The 18,595-nt window shown below is 60.9% G+C and carries 13 protein-coding genes, 2 tRNA genes and 2 pseudogenes; 10 read left to right on the plus strand and 7 right to left on the minus strand.

Annotated elements, in window-relative coordinates:
• The first annotated feature begins 921 nt into the window (after positions 1-921).
• Together PQR53_RS37065 and dhaL are read left to right on the plus strand one after the other, a co-directional pair.
• Positions 922-998 (plus strand) — tRNA-Val (locus PQR53_RS37065).
• A gap of 357 nt (positions 999-1,355) precedes the next feature.
• The gene (dhaL, locus tag PQR53_RS37070; protein WP_408465296.1) at positions 1,356-3,065 is read left to right on the plus strand and encodes a dihydroxyacetone kinase subunit DhaL; all 1,710 of its coding nucleotides are present in this window, start codon (positions 1,356-1,358) and stop codon (positions 3,063-3,065) included.
• 117 nt (positions 3,066-3,182) lie between these two features.
• Here dhaL and PQR53_RS37075 read toward each other — a convergent pair whose 3' ends face one another.
• The 5 genes from PQR53_RS37075 to PQR53_RS37095 all read right to left on the minus strand — a co-directional run bounded on the left by PQR53_RS37075 (position 3,183) and on the right by PQR53_RS37095 (position 7,114).
• Positions 3,183-3,317: a hypothetical protein gene (locus tag PQR53_RS37075; RefSeq protein WP_323044470.1), complete on the minus strand. Its 135-nt coding sequence runs from the start codon at positions 3,315-3,317 to the stop codon at positions 3,183-3,185.
• A gap of 3 nt (positions 3,318-3,320) precedes the next feature.
• Entirely contained in the window at positions 3,321-4,376 is a 1,056-nt protein-coding gene (locus tag PQR53_RS37080) for a permease (protein WP_408465298.1), read from the minus strand.
• Between the two features lie 29 nt (positions 4,377-4,405).
• Positions 4,406-5,473, minus strand: a complete 1,068-nt coding sequence (gene mnmH, locus PQR53_RS37085; protein ID WP_408465300.1) for a tRNA 2-selenouridine(34) synthase MnmH — start codon at positions 5,471-5,473, stop codon at positions 4,406-4,408.
• A gap of 110 nt (positions 5,474-5,583) precedes the next feature.
• A complete protein-coding gene (gene selD, locus PQR53_RS37090) occupies positions 5,584-6,648 on the minus strand; it encodes a selenide, water dikinase SelD (RefSeq protein ID WP_408465302.1) in 1,065 nt (354 codons plus the stop codon).
• 175 nt (positions 6,649-6,823) lie between these two features.
• Positions 6,824-7,114: a beta-xylosidase gene (locus tag PQR53_RS37095; RefSeq protein ID WP_408465304.1), complete on the minus strand. Its 291-nt coding sequence runs from the start codon at positions 7,112-7,114 to the stop codon at positions 6,824-6,826.
• Positions 7,115-7,375: 261 nt separating this feature from the next.
• On the opposite strand from PQR53_RS37095, the gene fdnG reads away from it, so the two are divergent.
• The 7 genes from fdnG to PQR53_RS37130 all read left to right on the plus strand — a co-directional run bounded on the left by fdnG (position 7,376) and on the right by PQR53_RS37130 (position 16,675).
• Complete coding sequence (gene fdnG / locus PQR53_RS37100; RefSeq protein WP_408465306.1) at positions 7,376-10,444, plus strand: formate dehydrogenase-N subunit alpha; 3,069 nt, start codon at positions 7,376-7,378, stop codon at positions 10,442-10,444.
• Between the two features lie 9 nt (positions 10,445-10,453).
• Positions 10,454-11,386, plus strand: coding sequence for a formate dehydrogenase subunit beta (gene fdxH / locus PQR53_RS37105; RefSeq protein ID WP_408465308.1), 933 nt, complete (start codon positions 10,454-10,456; stop codon positions 11,384-11,386).
• Positions 11,373-12,038 carry a formate dehydrogenase subunit gamma gene (locus PQR53_RS37110; protein ID WP_179739135.1) on the plus strand — a complete coding sequence of 222 codons (666 nt, stop codon included), beginning with the start codon at positions 11,373-11,375 and terminating at the stop codon, positions 12,036-12,038. Before fdxH ends, PQR53_RS37110 begins: the two co-directional genes overlap by 14 nt.
• 136 nt (positions 12,039-12,174) lie before the next feature.
• Entirely contained in the window at positions 12,175-13,170 is a 996-nt protein-coding gene (gene fdhE / locus PQR53_RS37115) for a formate dehydrogenase accessory protein FdhE (protein ID WP_408465342.1), read from the plus strand.
• A gap of 17 nt (positions 13,171-13,187) precedes the next feature.
• On the plus strand, positions 13,188-14,618 hold the full coding sequence (selA, locus tag PQR53_RS37120; RefSeq protein WP_408465310.1) for an L-seryl-tRNA(Sec) selenium transferase: 1,431 nt from the start codon (positions 13,188-13,190) through the stop codon (positions 14,616-14,618).
• Positions 14,615-16,528 (plus strand): selenocysteine-specific translation elongation factor, encoded by a 1,914-nt coding sequence (gene selB, locus PQR53_RS37125; RefSeq protein ID WP_408465312.1) that lies wholly within the window; start codon positions 14,615-14,617, stop codon positions 16,526-16,528. Before selA ends, selB begins: the two co-directional genes overlap by 4 nt.
• A 51-nt stretch (positions 16,529-16,579) precedes the next feature.
• A tRNA-Sec gene (locus PQR53_RS37130) sits at positions 16,580-16,675 on the plus strand.
• Between the two features lie 184 nt (positions 16,676-16,859).
• Here PQR53_RS37130 and PQR53_RS37135 read toward each other — a convergent pair.
• Positions 16,860-17,195 carry a hypothetical protein gene (locus PQR53_RS37135; RefSeq protein ID WP_408465348.1) on the minus strand — a complete coding sequence of 112 codons (336 nt, stop codon included), beginning with the start codon at positions 17,193-17,195 and terminating at the stop codon, positions 16,860-16,862.
• Positions 17,196-17,366: 171 nt separating this feature from the next.
• Positions 17,367-18,302, minus strand: a pseudogene (locus tag PQR53_RS37140) (helix-turn-helix domain-containing protein); the annotation flags it as partial.
• Here PQR53_RS37140 and PQR53_RS37145 point away from each other — a divergent pair.
• Positions 18,240-18,474 (plus strand): annotated as a pseudogene (locus PQR53_RS37145) (hypothetical protein); the annotation flags it as partial. The pseudogenes PQR53_RS37140 and PQR53_RS37145 overlap by 63 nt on opposite strands.
• Positions 18,475-18,595 lie beyond the last annotated feature (121 nt).

Genomic DNA, 18,595 nt, shown 5'->3' on the forward strand with positions numbered 1-18,595 from the left:
ATCAGACGCATCAGGCAGTATGACGCCCCTCACAACCCGCCTACCATGCACTGTTCAGACCCGGACCAGGGGCCAAGCTTTGGTCGCTAGTAGACGATGAACTTCTGGGCTATCGCTGATTCCGATTCGCTAGCCCCGACATCTACCCGCGGTGTCGCTTCGATTGATGCATACATTTCGAATACGTTCAGTGCTAACACGCTCGCATACAAAGGTGCATTCCGTTGGGGCACGGTTGGCGCGACCTATTCGTTTGACCGCGATTCGGGCGGCGCCAGCAGCTCGACCGGTCAGGGTACGTGTGCAGGCTCGGTTCCCGAAAACTCACAGGCTTGTCGACAATGCTCAGCACTGCTTCACTATGACGCTAGTTTTTTCGGTGCCGCGGCATCGTATGATGAACAGCGGGTGGTCTAGGCGCTCCTGCAAACTCCTTCAACGACATCGCTCCGATTACGCTAACAAATGGCGGCGATAAAGATGTACGCGCGCAATGGAATCAGTCGGGCTTGAACTTGTCCTCGCTCCGGAAAGGCTGCTACCAAGTCGGGAACGACGAAATGAACTGACACTGTCTGTCCAGTCAAGTGCTGCTGTCTACACATGACGTCGTGGGAGGGATCTGACACGCGTTCTAAAGAGCCATCAGCAGACGCTCATGATCCGCCAACCCAACGACGCCAACCCAACGACGCCAACCCAACGACGCCAACCCAACGACGCCAACCCAACGACGCCAACCCAACGACGCCAACACTCAAATGCCTCCCACAACAATAACGCATACCGGATGGGTACCGACGAGCTGAATCAAGTTGAACGACAAACCACGCATCCAACAATGGAAAACACGCTCATGAACGTACTTGTCGTGTGGGACTTGTGCGGCGCGCTCGGAGTCTCTATAATTCGCGCCTCTAAAGGCTCGTAGCTCAGTTGGTTAGAGCACCACCTTGACATGGTGGGGGTCGTTGGTTCGAATCCAATCGAGCCTACCAACGCATAAGTGACGTGGACGAAAGCGGCTCCGCTTTCGTCCACTGTCATGTTCTTGCATCACATCCGCGCACATCATCATCGTGCGACTATCCTGTCCGTCACTCCATCCGTATTGTCTGCATTTCTCCGTGGTCCGACTCGCTCACTGATGCCACGGCGCGTTCACGGTCGCCGCGTCTCGATGCCTTTCACTAGCGCACAGTCGTCAGCATGCAGAGACATCCGCATGAGTACCATTGCCACCTCACGCCGCATTCTCCCGATGCGCGGTACAGTTGAGCCTCAAGGTCTCGCAACTGCATAAACTGCCGTGAGCTCGCGACACAGGGCCGGCGGCTTAAAAGGACGCTGACGCAATGAAGAAGCTCATCAACGATGTCTCCGCGGTCGTCCCGGACATGCTCGAAGGGCTCGCGGCGCTCAATCCCAATCTCTCGTTGTTGCAAGGCAGCACCATCGTCGTGCGCGCCGATGCGCAGGCCGTTGCCGCGCGGGGAGACGTCGCGCTGATCTCGGGTGGCGGCTCGGGCCACGAACCGGCGCATGGCGGCTATGTAGGTCATGGCATGCTGAGTGCAGCGGTAGCGGGCGAAGTATTCACGTCCCCATCGACGGACGCCGTGCTCGACGCGATCCGCGCGGTAGCCGGAACCGCGGGAGCCCTGCTGATCGTGAAGAACTACACGGGCGACCGCTTCAACTTTGACCTTGCCGCCGAGATCGCGCGTGCCGAGGGTATCCCCACGGAAATGGTGACCGTTGCCGACGACGTCGCGCTCGCGGCAAGCGGTGACCATGCGGGCCGTCGCGGGCTTGCGGGGACCGTGCTGGTTCACAAGATTGCCGGCGCAGCCGCCGCAGCAGGCCGCCCATTGGCCGAGGTTGCGCAGATTGCGCGCGACGTAGCCGCGTCGCTCGGCACAATGGGCGTCGCGCTCACGCCGTGCACGGTACCGGCCGCGGGCAAGCCGGGCTTCGAGCTCGGCGACGGCGAAATCGAATGGGGCCTCGGTATTCATGGCGAAGCTGGCGTAGAGCGCGGCGTCATGGAGCCGGCCGACGCAATCGTCGAAAGGCTGCTCGCAAAGATCATCGACGACTTGTCATTGCAGACGGGGGCGCGAGCGGCTTTGCTGGTGAACAATCTTGGCGGCACGCCATCGAGCGAATTGAGCATTGTGGCCGGATCCGCGCTTCGTTATCTTGCGGCACGTGACATCCGCGTGGAGCGTGCATGGGCCGGCACATTCCTGAGCGCGCTCGAGATGTCGGGCGTTTCGTTGACACTGCTGCGCGTGGACGATGAGCGCATCGGCTGGCTCGACGCCGCCGCGCACACCTCCGCATGGCCAGCGTTGAGCGGCCGCGTTGCGCAGGTTTCGGTGCGGCCCTCACCTGCCACGCCGGACCGTACAAGTGGCGCGACGCTCGCACCAGAAGCGACGTTGCGCCACGCAATCGAAGCCGTTTGCGCGTGCCTGCTCGAGGCCGAGCCGACCCTGACCGACATGGATCAACGCGTCGGTGACGGCGACCTCGGTATCAGCCTGTCTCGCGGGGCGCGAGGCATTCTCCAGGAACTCGATACCTATCCTACGGAAACAATGCCGGGCGCGGTGTTGCGCAGCATGTCCGCCACGGTTCGGCGCGTGGTGGGTGGTACCTCGGGACCGCTTTACGCGGTGATGTTGCTGCGTGCCACGGTCGCGCTCGAACGAGAAGATGGCGCATCGGCGAGGGCGTGGTCGGCGGCGTTTAGCGAGGGCGTCGCTGGACTGATGGAGTTAGGCGGTGCGCATCCGGGCGATCGCACGATGGTCGACGCGCTGAAACCTGCTGCCGATGCCTTGCAAGCCGTGCTCGTAAACTCGGAAGACGCGCTCGACGCAGCATTGAAAGCTGCCGTCGATGCCGCAACCGAAGGTGCCGCGCAAACCGCGTCGATGCATCCTCGGCGTGGACGGGCGAGTTACGTCGGCGATCGCGCGCTCGGTCACGTGGACCCCGGCGCCCATGCCGTGGCGTTGTGGCTCGCGGCGATTCGCGCCGCGCTGGCGCAGAGCTAACCGCAAGAGCTAACCGCAAGCGCTAACCGCAAGCGCTAACCGCAAGAGCTACCGGCAACCTCAATCGCCAGGTGTTCCAAAAGAGTCCGCCGCCGCCCGCAAAGCGCGGCGGACATGTCACGGACGAAGCAGATCGAAGCCCGCCAGCGCGACAACCCCACTCACCACGATCAGCGCTACCGAATGCTGTCCGAAGTAAAGAAGGGCAGCGGCCGACCAGGTCGTCGCCGTGAATGCGGCAATGCGTTTCATGCTTTAAAACCCCAATGCTATCGCCAGCAACCCGCTGACCACACCGCAAACCACCACCGCCAAGGCCACCATCGTCAGCACGCGCTTCGGAAACGAACGTCCGAGCATCGCCATCGACGGCACGCTGATCAGCGGCAGCGTCATCAGCAAAGCGCCGGCCGGGCCGACGGCCATGCCGAAAGAAAGCATGGCTTGAATGATCGGCACTTCGCCCGCGGTCGGAATCACGAACAGTGTTCCGGCGATCGCCAAAGCGGCGATCCACAGCAGGCTGTTATCGATGTTGGGTCCGATATGCGGAAAGAGCCACGTACGCGCCGCGCCAAGAATCAGCACCAGCACGATGTATTCAGGAATCAGACGCAGCGTCATGGTGCCGAGGATTTTCACCCAGCGCGTGAACGCGGTGCCTGGGTCGTCAGTGGTGACGAGCTGCGCCATGGCTTCGCGCGATGCTTCGGCTTCCTTCGGCGTGACCATCCGGTTCACCAGATAGCCGAGGCCGAACACCATCACGAGGCCCAGGGCGAGCCGCAAGCCCATCCATTGCCAGCCGAGCACGAAGCCCATGAAGATCAGCGTGGCCGGATTGAGGGCAGTGTTACCCAGCCAGAACGCGATCGCCGCGCCGGGCGCCGCTTGACGGGCGCGCAAGCCGGCCACGACCGGCGCAGCGCAGCACGTGCACATCATGCCCGGCAACGACATCAAGCCGCCCTTTACCACGCTGCTGAAATCGCTCCGGCCGAGTGCGCGTGCGACCCACTGCGGCGGAATCAGCGCCTGCACCGCCGAACCCAGCAGAAGGCCCAGCACCATGGCTTGCCAGATTGCCTTGCCGTAGGCCAGCGCGTAGTCGATGGCCGCCTGCCACGACGCCGCCGGCGCGCTCGCCGACGTGCCCATCAGGATCGATTTGCCGATGGAGTGCTGGCTCGCGGCGACGAAGGCGCGGTTGTAGTACGGGAACCACTTCACATAAAAGAGGCCGACGACGGCGATCAGCAGAAACACGATCCAGCCAAGGGCGACACGGGGCTGCCGGAGGGTTGATTGCATGATGGATAGTCTTGAACTTTGGTTTTGAATCAGGTGAGGGCAAGCGCGCTGCTATCGAGTTGAGCAAGCAGTGCTTTTGCCTGCTCGACGGCGTCGGCGTCGTTGGGCCGGAATTTCATTGGCAAGGCACGCGGCAGCTGGACGAAATGCTGATGGCTGCTGCGCGCATACGCGGGATCATAGTGCCGTTCGATCAGCTCGTGAGCGAGTTCGGCCCGGCTATTTTCATCGACGAGGTGTTGCCAGCCCGTGACACGTTCGCGGCTATGCAAACCGATCATCTTCTGCAGTTGCGCTTTCAACGATTCGGGGTCGTCGAACAGATGCGCATAGTCGTGCAGCAGGAACGCCGCGCGGTCTTCGTGGCTCGACAATACTTCGACGCAGGCGCCCTGATGGAACGTGTCGACGAGCGCGGGCGGCAGCGCGATCGAACCGATCCTCCGGCTCTCCGCTTCGACGAACACGGGCCGCAGCGGATCGAACGTGCGCAAGGCGCTGACCAGCAGTGTGTCGAAGCGCTTTTGCGACGGCTGCGCGATGCCCGCCCACGCGCCGAGCAGCGAACCGCGATGGGCCGCCAGTGCTTCGAGATCCAGCGTTTGCGCGCCCGCCCGATTCAGCGCGTCGAGCAGGCGCGTCTTGCCGCTGCCTGTCGGGCCCACTAGCGCGATGTAGTTGAACGTCTTCGGCAACGCGTCGAGGGTGTCAAGCGTTGCCCGCCGATAGCTCTTATAGCCACCGTTCAACTGGCGCGCGGGCCAGCCGATCATATTGAAGAGCGTCGTGACCGAACCTGAGCGTTTCCCGCCGCGCCAGCAGTAGATCAGCGGCCGCCAGTTGCGCGGCCGGTCCGCGAAAGTCGTTTCCAGATGATGCGCGATGTTGCGCGCCACCAGCGCCGCGCCGATCCGCGTGCCTTCGAACGGCGAGACCTGCTTGTACGTCGTACCGACCAGAACACGCTCTTCGTTGCTCAGCACCGGCGCGTTGAGTGCGCCGGGGATATGGTCTTCGGCGAATTCGAGAGGCGTGCGCACATCGATGATTTCATCGAAATCACCGGCTTGGTCGAGGCTGACGAGGAGGTTTTTCAAAGGGCAATGGATGAAACGACCGGCGGGAGAAGCGAAATTATCGCATGGGCCGCCAATGCCGGCTGGCGGCCCGCTCTCCGGATCACTTCGACTCAAAACCCGCCTGCTCCTCAGATCACCTCGACTTGCCGTTCTCCGCTGACCATTTCGCCGATCACACACGCGTCGTTGAAACCGTCGGCACGGAACAGGGCGAGCACCTCGTCGACTACCTCCGGTGCGCAAGAAACCAGCAGACCGCCCGAGGTTTGCGGATCGGTGAGGAGTGTACGGGCCGTCGACTGTAATGAGGTCGGCAACACGATGTCTTTGCCGTATGCGTCCCAGTTACGCCCCGACGCGCCGGTAAAAATGCCGGCCTCCGCGAAGCTAATCACGTCCGGCAACCAAGGCAAATCGGCATAGCGCACGCGAGCGGTCAGATTCGATCCGCGCGCCAATTCCAGCGTATGACCCAGCAGACCAAAACCGGTGATGTCCGTGAGGGCATGCACGCCGTCGAGCAGGGATAGCGCCGCGCCCGGCCGGTTGAGCTTGGTGGTGGCCGCGATCATCGCGGCGTAGCCGTTTGCATCCAGCCGGTCTTTTTTTAACGCCGCCGACAGCACGCCCACGCCGAGCGGCTTGCCGAGGATCAGCACGTCGCCCGCCCGGGCACCCGCATTGCGTTTGACGCGCCGCGGATCGACCACGCCGATCGCAACAAGGCCGTAAATGGGTTCCACCGAATCGATCGAATGGCCGCCGGCAAGGGGAATGCCGGCTTCGGCACAGACGGACTCGCCGCCTTTCAGCACGGCCGCGATCACGTCGTGCGGTAGCACATTGATCGGCATGCCGACGATCGCCAGCGCCATGAGGGGTTTGCCGCCCATGGCGTAGACGTCCGACAGCGCATTGGTTGCGGCGATGCGGCCGAAGTCGAACGGGTCGTCGACGATCGGCATGAAGAAGTCGGTGGTGGCGACGATCGCCTGCTCGTCGTTGAGCCGGTAGACGGCGGCGTCGTCGGCGGTATCGTTGCCGACCAGCAGGTCGGGAAAGAACGGCAGCGGGGCGCTGCGCTTGAGCAGATCGGCGAGCAGGCCGGGCGCGATCTTGCAGCCGCAGCCTCCGCCGTGTGACAGGCTGGTCAGGCGGGGCGAAGGGTTTGCGGCGAGGCGGGTATCGGTCATTGTGGCGCGAACGTCGGGTTTCGAATGACCGCATTATGGCGGTTGTTCGCGCGCCGCGCAGGGGAGTAGCTGCCAGGCGTTACCTGTTGCAGAGGCCACTCAACGGCAAGAAAGATTCAGCCGCACCGGAACACCCTCGCGCGGCGCGGCCAGCCAAGCCGCGGCAAATGCCCGGTTATTTGTTGCTGCCCGCCCCGGTGCCGTATAGCCCGTTATCGAAGCCGCCGGCACCTTGGGTCTTGTGCCCCTGGCCGGCCGTCTTGCCGCGCGCGTTGCCCGAGGCACCGTCTTTGGTTTGCGGCTTCTGCGATTCATGGACCGCCGTGGCGGACGCCTCGGGCGCGGCTCCCATGGAGGAGGTGCGGTTTTCCTGCTGCGAGGAGCCATTGCCTTGCGTGATCTGAGCAAAGCTGCACGGGCTGATCGCCAACAGCGCGCTACCGAGCGCGAGCGAAACGATGCCCACAGAAGCACCCCATTTCGGAGCGCTAAAAAAACCGCCTGACAGAGAATAAGCGAGGTTTTGATGAGTCATAGGAGCGAACGATCCAGGGTAAGGGTTGATCCTTCGCTAAACCATGCAGCATGAATAGTGCCCGGCTCCGTTGAAACCGGCTGTGGTACTTCATATTTAATGACGTTTTGAAGGCATGCAGTCTCGCTGCAAGACTTCATATCGGCCTCTATAATCATTACTAGTATCCTGAAAAAGAGCCGAGGCCATTACATGACCCACATGTCCCGGCGACAGTTTCTAAAGGTCTCCGCCACCACGCTCGCCGGATCAAGTTTGGCCCTCATGGGCTTTTCTCCGGCACCCGCGCTAGCTGAGGTCCGTCAGTACAAACTGTCGCGCACAACCGAAACCCGCAATACCTGCCCGTACTGTTCGGTGGGCTGCGGGATCCTGATGTATGGACTTGGCGACAACGCCAAGAACGCAAAGTCCAGCATCATCCACATTGAAGGCGATCCCGATCACCCGGTGAATCGCGGCACGTTGTGCCCGAAGGGCGCGAGCCTGATCGACTTCATTCACAGTGAGAGCCGGCTGAAATATCCGGAGTACCGAGCGGCGGGATCGAATGAATGGCAGCGGATTTCCTGGGAAGACGCGCTCGACCGCATCGCCAGACTGATGAAGGAAGACCGCGATGCCAACTTCGTCGAGACCACGGAAGACGGCAAGAAGGTCAACCGCTGGCTGACCACCGGCGTGCTCGCAGCATCGGCCGGTAGCAATGAAGTAGGGTATTTGACGCACAAGACGGTCCGCAGTCTTGGCATGCTCGCATTCGATAATCAGGCACGTGTCTGACATGGCCCGACGGTGGCAGGTCTTGCCCCGACGTTTGGCCGTGGAGCGATGACGAACCATTGGGTCGACATCAAGAACGCGGACGTGATTCTGGTAATGGGCGGCAATGCGGCCGAGGCGCACCCGTGCGGCTTCAAGTGGGTCACGGAAGCGAAGGCGCATCGCAAGGCACGCCTGATCGTGGTCGATCCGCGCTTTACGCGTACGGCATCGGTCGCGGACTATTACGCGCAGATTCGAACCGGCTCGGACATTGTGTTCCTGGGCGGGGTGATCAACTATTTGCTCACCAACGACAAGATTCAGCACGAGTATGTAAAGAACTACACGGACATGCCGTTCATCGTTCGTGAGGACTTCTCGTTTACAGACGGTCTGTATTCCGGCTACGACGCCGACAAGCGCAAGTACGACCAGAGCTCGTGGGACTACGAACGCGGTGATGACGGTTTCGCGAAAGTCGATCCGACGCTGCAGCACCCGCGCTGCGTCTATCAACTGATGAAACAGCACTACTCGCGCTATACGCCCGAGCAGGTCGAGAAAGCCTGTGGCACGCCGAAGGACAAATTCCTGAAGGTGTGCGAGATGCTGGCATCGACGGCCGTCCCTGGGCGCGCCGGCACGATCCTGTATGCGCTCGGCTGGACGCATCACTCGATCGGCGCGCAGATCATCCGCACCGGCGCCATGGTGCAATTGCTGCTGGGCAACATCGGCATCGTGGGCGGCGGCATGAATGCGCTGCGCGGCCACTCGAACATTCAGGGCTTGACTGACCTGGGGCTGATGTCGAATCTGCTGCCGGGTTACATGACCTTGCCGATGGAAGCCGAGCAGGATTACGACGGCTTCATCACGAAGCGCGCCACCCAGCCGCTGCGGCCGAACCAGCTCAGCTACTGGCGCAACTATCGCGCGTTCCACGTCAGCTTCATGAAGTCGTGGTGGGGCGATAACGCGACCGCCGAGAACAACTTCGGCTACGACTATCTGCCGAAGCTCGATAAGTCGTACGACATGCTGCAAGTCTTCGAGCTGATGAATCAAGGCAAGATGAACGGCTACATCGCGCAAGGCTTCAACCCGCTCGCCGCGGCGCCGAACAAGGCGAAGATCGGCGCGGGTCTGGCCAAGCTGAAGTGGCTTGTCGTCATGGATCCGCTCGCCACTGAAACCTCCGAGTTCTGGAAGAACTTCGGCGAGTTCAACGACGTCGATCCGTCGAAGATTCAAACGGAAGTCTTTCGTCTGCCCACTACCTGTTTCGCGGAAGAACGCGGTTCACTGGTTAGCTCCAGCCGCGTGTTGCAGTGGCACTGGCAGGGCGCGGCCGGCCCGGGCGAAGCGAAGAGCGATCTGGAGATCATGTCGGGACTGTGGCTGCGCATCCGCAAGGCTTACCAGGAACACGGCGGCAAGTATCCCGATCCGATTCTCAAGATGAGCTGGCCGTATTCGGATCCGGAAAGCCCAACGCCTGAGGAAATCGCCATGGAGTTCAATGGCAAGGCGCTCGCCGACGTGACCGATCCCACCGACAAAACCAAGGTGCTCGCCAAAAAGGGCGAGCAGTTGGCGAGTTTCGCGCAGCTTCGGGACGACGGCAGCACGGCAAGCGGCTGCTGGATTTTCTGCGGGGCATGGACTCAGGCGGGCAACCAGATGGGCCGGCGCGACAACTCCGATCCGACCGGCATCGGCAACACGCTGAACTGGGCGTGGGCATGGCCGGCGAACCGGCGCATTCTGTACAACCGTGCTTCGTGCGATGTGAGCGGCAAGCCGTTCGACCCCACGCGCAAGCTGATCGCGTGGAACGGCAAGGCGTGGACGGGAGCTGACATTCCCGACTTCAAGGTGGATGAGCCGCCTGAAAACGGCATGAATCCGTTCATCATGAATCCGGAAGGCGTGGCGCGTTTCTTCTCGCGCGACGGTCTGGTGGAAGGGCCGTTCCCCGAGCACTATGAACCGTTCGAAACGCCGCTCGGTTATAACCCGCTACATCCGAACAACAAGGCGGTCGTCAGCAGTCCGGCGGCGCGCGTGTTCCCGGACGATCGGGCTGCATTCGGCACGCACGAGAACTTCCCGCATACGGCGACCACGTATCGTCTGACCGAGCATTTCCACTACTGGACCAAGCACGCGCGTTTGAATGCGATCGTGCAGCCGCAACAGTTCGTGGAAATCGGCGAGGACCTGGCAAAGGAAGTGGGCGTGGTCGCGGGCGATCGCGTGAAGGTGTCGTCCAATCGCGGGCACATCATCGCCGTGGCGCTCGTCACCAAGCGGATCAAACCGCTGATGATCGAAGGGAAAAAGGTCCAGACAGTCGGATTGCCGTTGCATTGGGGCTTCAAGGGACTCACGAAGCCGGGCTATCTCGTCAATACGCTAACGCCTTCCGTGGGCGATGGGAATTCGCAGACACCGGAATTCAAGTCGTTCCTCGTCAAGGTCGAAAAGGCATAAGGAAAAGAGATGGCACTGCAATCACTGGATATCAAACGTCTCTCGGCCACGACCTTGCCCGAGCCGCAAATCCGTGTGCCGGTCACGGGCACGGTTGCCAAGCTCATCGATGTGTCGAAGTGCATCGGCTGCAAGGCGTGTCAGACGGCGTGTATGGAATGGAACGATCTGCGCGACGAGATCGGTACGACGACCGGCACCTATGACAACCCGCGCGACCTTTCGGAGCATTCGTGGACCGTCATGCGTTTCTCGGAGTACGAGAATACCGAAGGCGATCTCGAATGGCTGATCCGCAAGGACGGCTGCATGCACTGCGAGGATCCGGGCTGTCTGAAGGCCTGTCCTTCTCCGGGCGCGATCGTGCAGTACACGAACGGCATCGTGGATTTTCACGAGGAAAACTGCATTGGCTGCGGCTATTGCATCACCGGTTGCCCGTTCAACGTGCCGCGTATTTCGAAGCAGGACAACCGTGCGTACAAATGCACGCTGTGTTCGGACCGCGTGGCTGTCGGTCAGGAACCGGCCTGCGTGAAGACCTGCCCGACCGGCGCGATCATGTTCGGCACCAAGGAGGACATGAAGCAGCAGGCGGCGGATCGGATCGTCGATCTGAAGGATCGTGGCTTCCAGAACGCCGGTTTGTACGATCCGGCCGGGGTGGGCGGCACGCACGTGATGTACGTGCTGCATCACGCCGACAAGCCCACCCTGTACCACGGCTTGCCGCAGAATCCGAAGATCAGCGTGATGGTTTCCATCTGGAAAGGTCTGGCCAAACCGCTGGCGCTGGCCGGCATTGCGTTCGCGGCCGTGGCAGGGTTCTTCCACTACACGCGCGTGGGTCCGAACGAGGTGACGGAGGCGGAAGAAGCCGAGGCACAGCACGAGGTCGATGAGGCACGTCGTTCCCGGGAGGCATCTGATGAAGCACGCTGAGCATGATGAGCACGGTGTGCTCAAAGATGTGAAGGGCAACGGTCTGATTCAGCGCTACACGCCGAATGAACGGACGAATCACTGGATCACGGCGATCACGTTCGTTTTGCTGGCGTTATCAGGCCTCGCCATGTTTCATCCGGCGATGTCGTGGCTCTACGCGATCTTCGGCGGCGGGCAATGGACGCGGATTCTGCATCCCTTCGTGGGTTGCGTGATGTTCGTGTCGTTCCTGATTCTTGCGTTGCGCTTCTGGCATCACAACTATCTGGACCGCGCCGACATCCAATGGATGAAGCAGATCGACGACGTGCTCAACAATCGTGAGGACAAGCTCCCCGCGATCGGCAAGTACAACGCCGGCCAAAAGCTGCTATTTTTCACGATGGTGATCTGTTTGCTGCTGTTACTGGCGAGCGGCATCGTGATCTGGCGGCGCTATTTCTCGTTCTATTTCCCGATCGAGGTCATCCGTCTTGCGGCGCTGGTTCATGCCGCTGCGGCGTTTGTGCTGATTGTCGGCATCGTCGTGCATATTTATGCGGCGTTGTGGATCAAGGGCTCGATTGGCGCGATGACGCGCGGGACCGTGACCTACGGCTGGGCGAGAAAGCATCATCCGAACTGGTTCAAGGAAATCATCGGCAAGTAGGATCGGTAAAGCACAGGTAAAAGCGCGGCGCGACTTGCCGCGCACCGCACTCCGAGCCGCCGCCCGGGTTCGACGAACCGCGGCGGCTCTTCAGTTTTCAGCGCAGTTTTCTGTGCAGTTTTCAGAGGTCGATACTGTGGTTCAACGCATTCTTGAAGCCGGCGATATCGAGTCGCTCGATCACTCGGCGATTCCCCGCATCCGTACGCCGGAACGGCTGGCGGTCTTTTCGGCACGTGCGGCGCGACTGCGTCAACTGGCGGCGCTCAGCAATCCGATTGCCGGCTATTTGCGCCTGATGGCTGTGCTCGCCGACGCGCAGCAAGCGGTGATCGTGAGTTTCAAGGCGAAGCCGCCTGGCGCCGAGTCGATCGCGAGCGCGCAACAGCACTCCATGCCGTTGATTCCGGCGCTCTCCGGCGTACGCGATCCGGCGTGGCACGACGTCCTGCTTCAGTTGCTCGACAAGGTGCAAGCCGCCGGCCCGTTGTTGCCGCCGCTCGAAGCGCTGATTGCCAGGCTGAGAACCCTCGATCAAGCCGCGCTCGAATCCCAGGCCGATGCGATCTTCGCGCAGCGTTTCGAGGAAGTCGATCCGGCGAGCGCGCCGTTCATCGTGGCCGCGCTGCAAGTGGTGTGGACCGACCTCGCTGCCGATATCGACAAGCGCGAAGTGCCGTACCTCGAGACGCTCGGCCTGTGTCCCGTATGCGGATCGCATCCGGTGGCGAGCATGGTGCGGGTAGGCGGCGCGTATGACAATTACCGCTACCTGCAATGCGGCCTGTGTGCGACCGAATGGCACATGGTCCGCTCGAAATGTTCGAACTGCGACTCGACCAAAGGCATCGCCTATCACGCGGTCGGCGCACAGGACGCCGACGAGGTCACCCGGGAAGCCGATTCGAAGAATGCATTCCTGAAGGCGGAGTCGTGCGACGAATGCCATACTTACCGCAAGATCGGCATTCAGTCGAAGGATTACGATTTCGAACCGTTCGCGGACGATCTCGCCAGTCTCACGCTGGATCTGCTGATGGGGGCGGAAGGTTACCGGCGCGCGTCGCCGCATCCGTGGCTGTGGCCGGAGCAGGGCGACAGCGCAGAGGAGTCTTCCGGCGAGTCCGACTGAAGAAAGAGGATTGCCTCGTGAGCGATGTAACCGGCTCTGAATTGCGCGCGCTGATGGCGCGTGTGCCGTCGGTGGAAAAGGTGCTGGCGTCGGCCGAATTTGCGGCCCTGCTGAGCGAGTTCGGCCGCACGCAGGTTTTGGGCGCGTTGCGTCAGGCGCTCGATAGCTGGCGTGCCAGCGCGCAGTCCGGCGTTGCGCCGGTTAGCGCGCTCGATGTCGCGCAACTGCAGGTATCGGTCGAAGCAGCACTGCGCCGGCGCAACGAGGCGCGCTTGCGGAGCGTCTTCAATCTGACCGGCACCGTGCTGCATACCAACCTCGGCCGCGCGCTGCTGCCGGATGAAGCGGTGCAAGCCGTGATGAAAGCGCTCAAGCAACCGGCCAATCTCGAGTTCGATCTCGACACTGGCAAGCGCGGAGACCGCGACGATCTGATCGACGAACTCATTTGCGAATTAACGGGCGCTGAAGCGGCGACCGTGGTCAACAACAACGCGGCGGCGGTGTTGCTCACGTTGTCCGCGTTGGCCTCGAGGAAAGAAGTGATCGTGTCGCGTGGCGAGCTGGTTGAAATCGGTGGCGCGTTTCGCATTCCCGACATCATGAGCCGTGCGGGCGCCAGGCTGCGCGAAGTCGGCACCACCAATCGCACGCATCTGAAGGATTACGACGAAGCCATTGGCCCGCAAACCGCGTTGCTGATGAAAGTCCATGCAAGTAACTACGCCATCAATGGCTTCACGAAAGAAGTCGGTATCGAGGCAATCGCACCGCTTGCGCATTCGCGTGGCCTTGCCGTCGCCGTGGATCTGGGCAGCGGCACGCTGGTCGATCTGACGCAATGGGGGTTGCCGCGCGAGACGACGGTGCGCGAAACCATCGAAGCCGGCGCCGACCTTGTCACATTTAGCGGCGACAAGCTGCTTGGTGGGCCGCAGGCTGGTTTGATTGTCGGCCGCCGTGATCTGATCGCGAAGATCAAGAAGCATCCGCTCAAACGCGCGTTACGCGTCGGCAAACTGACGTTGGCGGCGTTGGAACCTGTGCTGCAGATGTATCGCGCGCCGGAAAAGCTGGCGGAGCGACTGACCACGCTGCGTTTGCTCACCCGTTCGAGCGACGATATCCGGCTTACCGCGGAACGGGTACAACCCGCGTTGCAGCGCATGCTTGGCGAACGTTATGTTGTCGCGGCGGAGTCCATGTTCAGCCAGATCGGCAGCGGTGCGTTGCCCGTCGATGTATTGCCGAGCCATGGCCTCGTCGTCAGGACGGCGGATGGCAAACGCGGCGGCCGGCAATTGCTCGCGCTCGAAAAACGGCTGCGCGAGATGGCGCGGCCGGTCATCGGCCGTATCGCGGACGATGCGTTGCGCCTCGATCTGCGCTGTCTCGAAGCCGCGGACGAAGCGCAATTGATCGAGCAACTGAAGGGCGCCCACGCATGATCGTCGGTACGGCGGGGCATATCGACCACGGCAAGACGAGTCTGGTGAGAGCGCTGTCCGGCGTCGATACGGATCGTCTCAAGGAAGAAAAGGCGCGCGGCATTTCGATCGAACTGGGCTATGCGTACGTGCCGCTTGAAAACGGCGACGTGCTCGGCCTGATCGACGTGCCTGGCCACGAGAAGCTCGTCCATACGATGACCGCGGGCGCCAGCGGGATCGATTTCGCGCTGCTCGTGATCGCCGCCGATGATGGCGTGATGCCGCAAACGCGCGAGCATCTCGCGATTGTGGAACTCCTCGGCATCAAAGGCGGCGCCATCGCGCTGACCAAGATCGACCGCGTTGATGCTGAGCGGCTGCAGCAAGTACACGAAGAGATTGCAGCGTTTCTGAGCGGCACCGTGCTGCGGAACGCACCCGTATTCGACACCTGCGCGACGCGTGACGACGATCCTGGCGTGGCCGCGTTAAAGGCGCATTTGCACGTGGCGGCAGCCGAGTGGCGCATGAAGCGCGACGACGGCCTGTTCCGTCTCGCCGTCGATCGGGTTTTCACGCTCTCGGGCCAAGGCACGATCGTGACGGGGACCGTGGTGTCGGGACGCGTTAGTGTGGGCGATACCATGCTGCTCGCGCCGAAGAATCAACCGGTGCGCGTGCGCAGCATTCATGCGCAGAATCGTCCGGCTGAGACCGGACGCGCAGGTGAGCGTTGCGCGTTGAACCTGGCAGGCATCGAGAAGAGCGCGATCGATCGTGGCGACTGGATCGTCGATCCGCGTTTGTCGCAAGCTTCGGAACGTATCGACGTCATGCTGACGCTGCTTGCCGATGCACCGTTGACGCTCGAGCATTGGGCGCCGCTGCACGTGCATCTGGGCACGCAGCATCAGGTCGCGCATGTTGCGTTGCTCGATGGCGAGACACTCGGCGCAGGTCAACGGGCGCGCGTGCAGTTCGTGTTTGAACGGCCGGTGTGTGCGCTTCCTGGCGACCGCTTTGTCGTGCGCAACGCGCAGGCTAGTCGCACGATTGGCGGCGGTCATGTGCTGGATCCGTTTGCGCCTTCGCGCAAGCGTCGCTCGGCCGAGCGGCCTGCGTGGCTCGATGCGATTCAGCGCATGCTCGACACCGGCGAGCTGGATTCGCTGCTGGCCAGAGCGCCGCATGGATTGTCCCGCTCGTTGCTGGAACGACTGACGGGCATGCAGGCAGCCATGCTCGAATTGCCTTCCGACACGCGCGTCGTCGAGCTTCCCGGTAACGATGCATTGCTGGTCGCAGACGCGTCGTGGCGGGCCCTGGCTGCGCGGCTGACTACGACACTCAGGCAGTATCACGAGCGCTCGCCGGACGAACTGGGCCCGGATATATCGCGCTTGCGCCGGATCGCAGCGCCTCTTGCCGACGACGCGTTGTGGCGCGCGCTAGTCGACGATGCGGCGGCGCGAGGCGAGATCGTCAGACGCGGGCCATGGTTGCATCTGCCTGACCACGCGGTGACGCTCGACGACGCCGATCGTGCGCTCGCGGCAGCGCTGCTCCCCACACTGAAAGCGGGACGTTTCGATCCGCCCTGGGTGCGCGATCTGGCCAACGCGCATGGCGTCTCCGAGGATCGCGTGCGGCAATTGCTGCGCAAGCTCGCGCGGCAAGGCGAGCTTTTCCAGGTCGTGCGTGACCTCTTTTATCATCATGAGGTGATTCGCGAACTGGCATCGATCGCGGCCTCGGAAGCACAAAAGAATGCGGGTACGGTAGCGGCTGCCCCGTTTCGCGATGTCACCGGTCTTGGCCGAAAACGCGCGATTCAGCTTTTGGAGTTCTTCGACAGGGTTGGTTATACTCGCTTCCACCGTGACCTGCATTTGATGCGCACGGATAGTCGTTGGCTCGACGCGCTTTGATTGTCGGCACTTGAGTTGCGGCGCGTAGTTCACGTAGTTCCAATCACCGTAGGAAGGCATTCGTATCCGGTGGTGCGGCTGGGCTTCAAACCCAGTTGAGGGCGTCAGACGCTCTCAGGTCGGTTCGACTCCGGCTGCCTTCCGCCAGACATGGCTTCCCGGGCATTCCGATATCTTGTGGAGATACCGAGAAATATTCCGTTTGGAAGGCAACTGGATAACGATAACTCGGGAATCGTTGCATAGAGTTACAAAATTGCGGTTCGCGATGAAAGGTGCTTGGCACCTCGAAGATTCAAACAGTGCTGTTGTCTGATAGCGAGCTAGAAATCTAAGCGAGGTTTTCGCCGCTTGCTATCTTCGAAACCGCCGCTTTGATCGTACGTCGGTAGAAGCCACTATCGCTTGCCAGCTTGCGCTCGATCATCAAGTGGAGAACATGGCCCGCAGTTGGCTGAATGCCTGCTCGCATTTGCTTGTGCATCTCGCGCTCTACCGCCGCGACTAAACGTCCGCGCCGCGTTTTTCTTTGATTTTCAAGGTTGAATTTGCGATTTTTCTTGGTTAGCGCGACGATGCGACGGGAATGCTCCCGGAACTTATTCCAAAGTTGCGACGGGTCGATTTTTAACTTTCGAGCGGCGGACGCCAGGCTTTCAACGCTCACCGTACCGTCCAGAATCTTGCACAGATAATTCTCGATTATTATCCAGTCTTCCTTTGTTCTCTTCGATTGGTGTTGCCTCTTGGAAGATTTCTGTGCTTTAACAGAGTTCGACGCGGCTGGGAGACGGTGTTTCGGTCGCGTGATCGATATCGCGCGTAAGTCTCCTGTTACTAGGGCGACTAAAGGCAATCCTGTAACGGAACAGATTTTGATTAGATTCTGCAGACTTGGTGTCGAGTTGCCGTCTAACCAACCATGCACAGTTGACGAGCTAACCCCTAGACATAGCGCGAACTCTGTCTGATTGTGGCCTGTTGCAACAAGGATATCGTGGATAATTTTGGGATACAGCCCGCAGCGCACGTGCTCGTGAGTGCACCCGCCGCTATCCAATAAATCAATGAAGAGCTTTGCGACGACGACTGAGCCGATCTGACCAGAGGACGACCAGAGTATCTTGGTCGAATGCTTAGCTGTACCCAGCCAACCAAAGCAGTAAGAGCACAATCCTGGCACTTGATGGACACTAAGCTCCGACGTATGTGCTCTATAACAGTGAGGACAAGCATTTTGAAGTTCACAGTCGTGTTGAGGGCAGACCTTAATGCACGCAATCGACCACAACAATCTTTCGTATACCGCTGAGCCACTGACGAGGTCTTCCTCAAGACAATACGGACACCAGCGGCGTGCTTTCAAGGTAAGCGAGACGTTGCGATTAAATGCTTCCACCCAGAGAAGCAAGGTGAGCCGTTCGAGTTCGGGACTGCCTGTCAGGTCGGCGAAAGCGCTTATCCATATCCGGGCGCATGTACCGCAGGAGTTGATCAGGTTTCTTCGTTGAGCCTGGCCGAATGGATCGAAATAATGAGCGGGTCTGCCTGACTGGAACGCGTCAGACGGAACAATTAAGCTGTTAACGACGACGCCTACTGAGAGGCGCGCGCATGTGGCCGTTCTAGATATGAAGCTTGTCAGCTTCTCGACCTGAGACGTACCGATAGCAATAGGCTCCAGGAGAGGAAGGGTGCGTCTTGGCGGCAGCAGCCTGACCACGTGTTCCTTGATGAAGCAACGAGTGCGCTTGACACTGAAAACGAAGCACATCTATACCGCCGCCTTACCGAACGACTACCGCATGGCGCGATTGTTAGCGTCGCGCGAGCAATTTCACCAGGAGACGCTGGATATCAGACGTCCGTGCAAAAGGCGTAGCCAAGATAAATCCGCCACTACTGGGTACCACGTGAGCCGGACGCCGATACCGTCCAAGGCGTAGTAGGACAAGTGGGACCAAGGTCCAATATCGCACTGAGCGTATCGTGAATATTGTTGCTGAGAACGTGCGTTTGAATCTTTCCCAGTTCGCGCGGATTGAAATGTTCACGTCCTACGTGCAA

This window comes from Paraburkholderia fungorum (assembly GCF_046027605.1).
In the GTDB taxonomy this organism is placed as follows: Bacteria; Pseudomonadota; Gammaproteobacteria; order Burkholderiales; family Burkholderiaceae; genus Paraburkholderia; species Paraburkholderia fungorum_F.

What these genes read in the sequence shown, in the direction of transcription:
- fdxH (WP_408465308.1), top strand. Translation starts at nt 10,454, where the DNA reads ATGGCACTGCAATCACTGGATATCAAACGTCTCTCGGCCACGACCTTG.
- dhaL (WP_408465296.1), top strand. Translation starts at nt 1,356, where the DNA reads ATGAAGAAGCTCATCAACGATGTCTCCGCGGTCGTCCCGGACATGCTC.
- selB (WP_408465312.1), top strand. Translation starts at nt 14,615, where the DNA reads ATGATCGTCGGTACGGCGGGGCATATCGACCACGGCAAGACGAGTCTG.
- PQR53_RS37080 (WP_408465298.1), bottom strand. Translation starts at nt 4,376, where the DNA reads ATGCAATCAACCCTCCGGCAGCCCCGTGTCGCCCTTGGCTGGATCGTG.
- PQR53_RS37075 (WP_323044470.1), bottom strand. Translation starts at nt 3,317, where the DNA reads ATGAAACGCATTGCCGCATTCACGGCGACGACCTGGTCGGCCGCTGCC.
- selD (WP_408465302.1), bottom strand. Translation starts at nt 6,648, where the DNA reads ATGACCGATACCCGCCTCGCCGCAAACCCTTCGCCCCGCCTGACCAGC.
- PQR53_RS37110 (WP_179739135.1), top strand. Translation starts at nt 11,373, where the DNA reads ATGAAGCACGCTGAGCATGATGAGCACGGTGTGCTCAAAGATGTGAAG.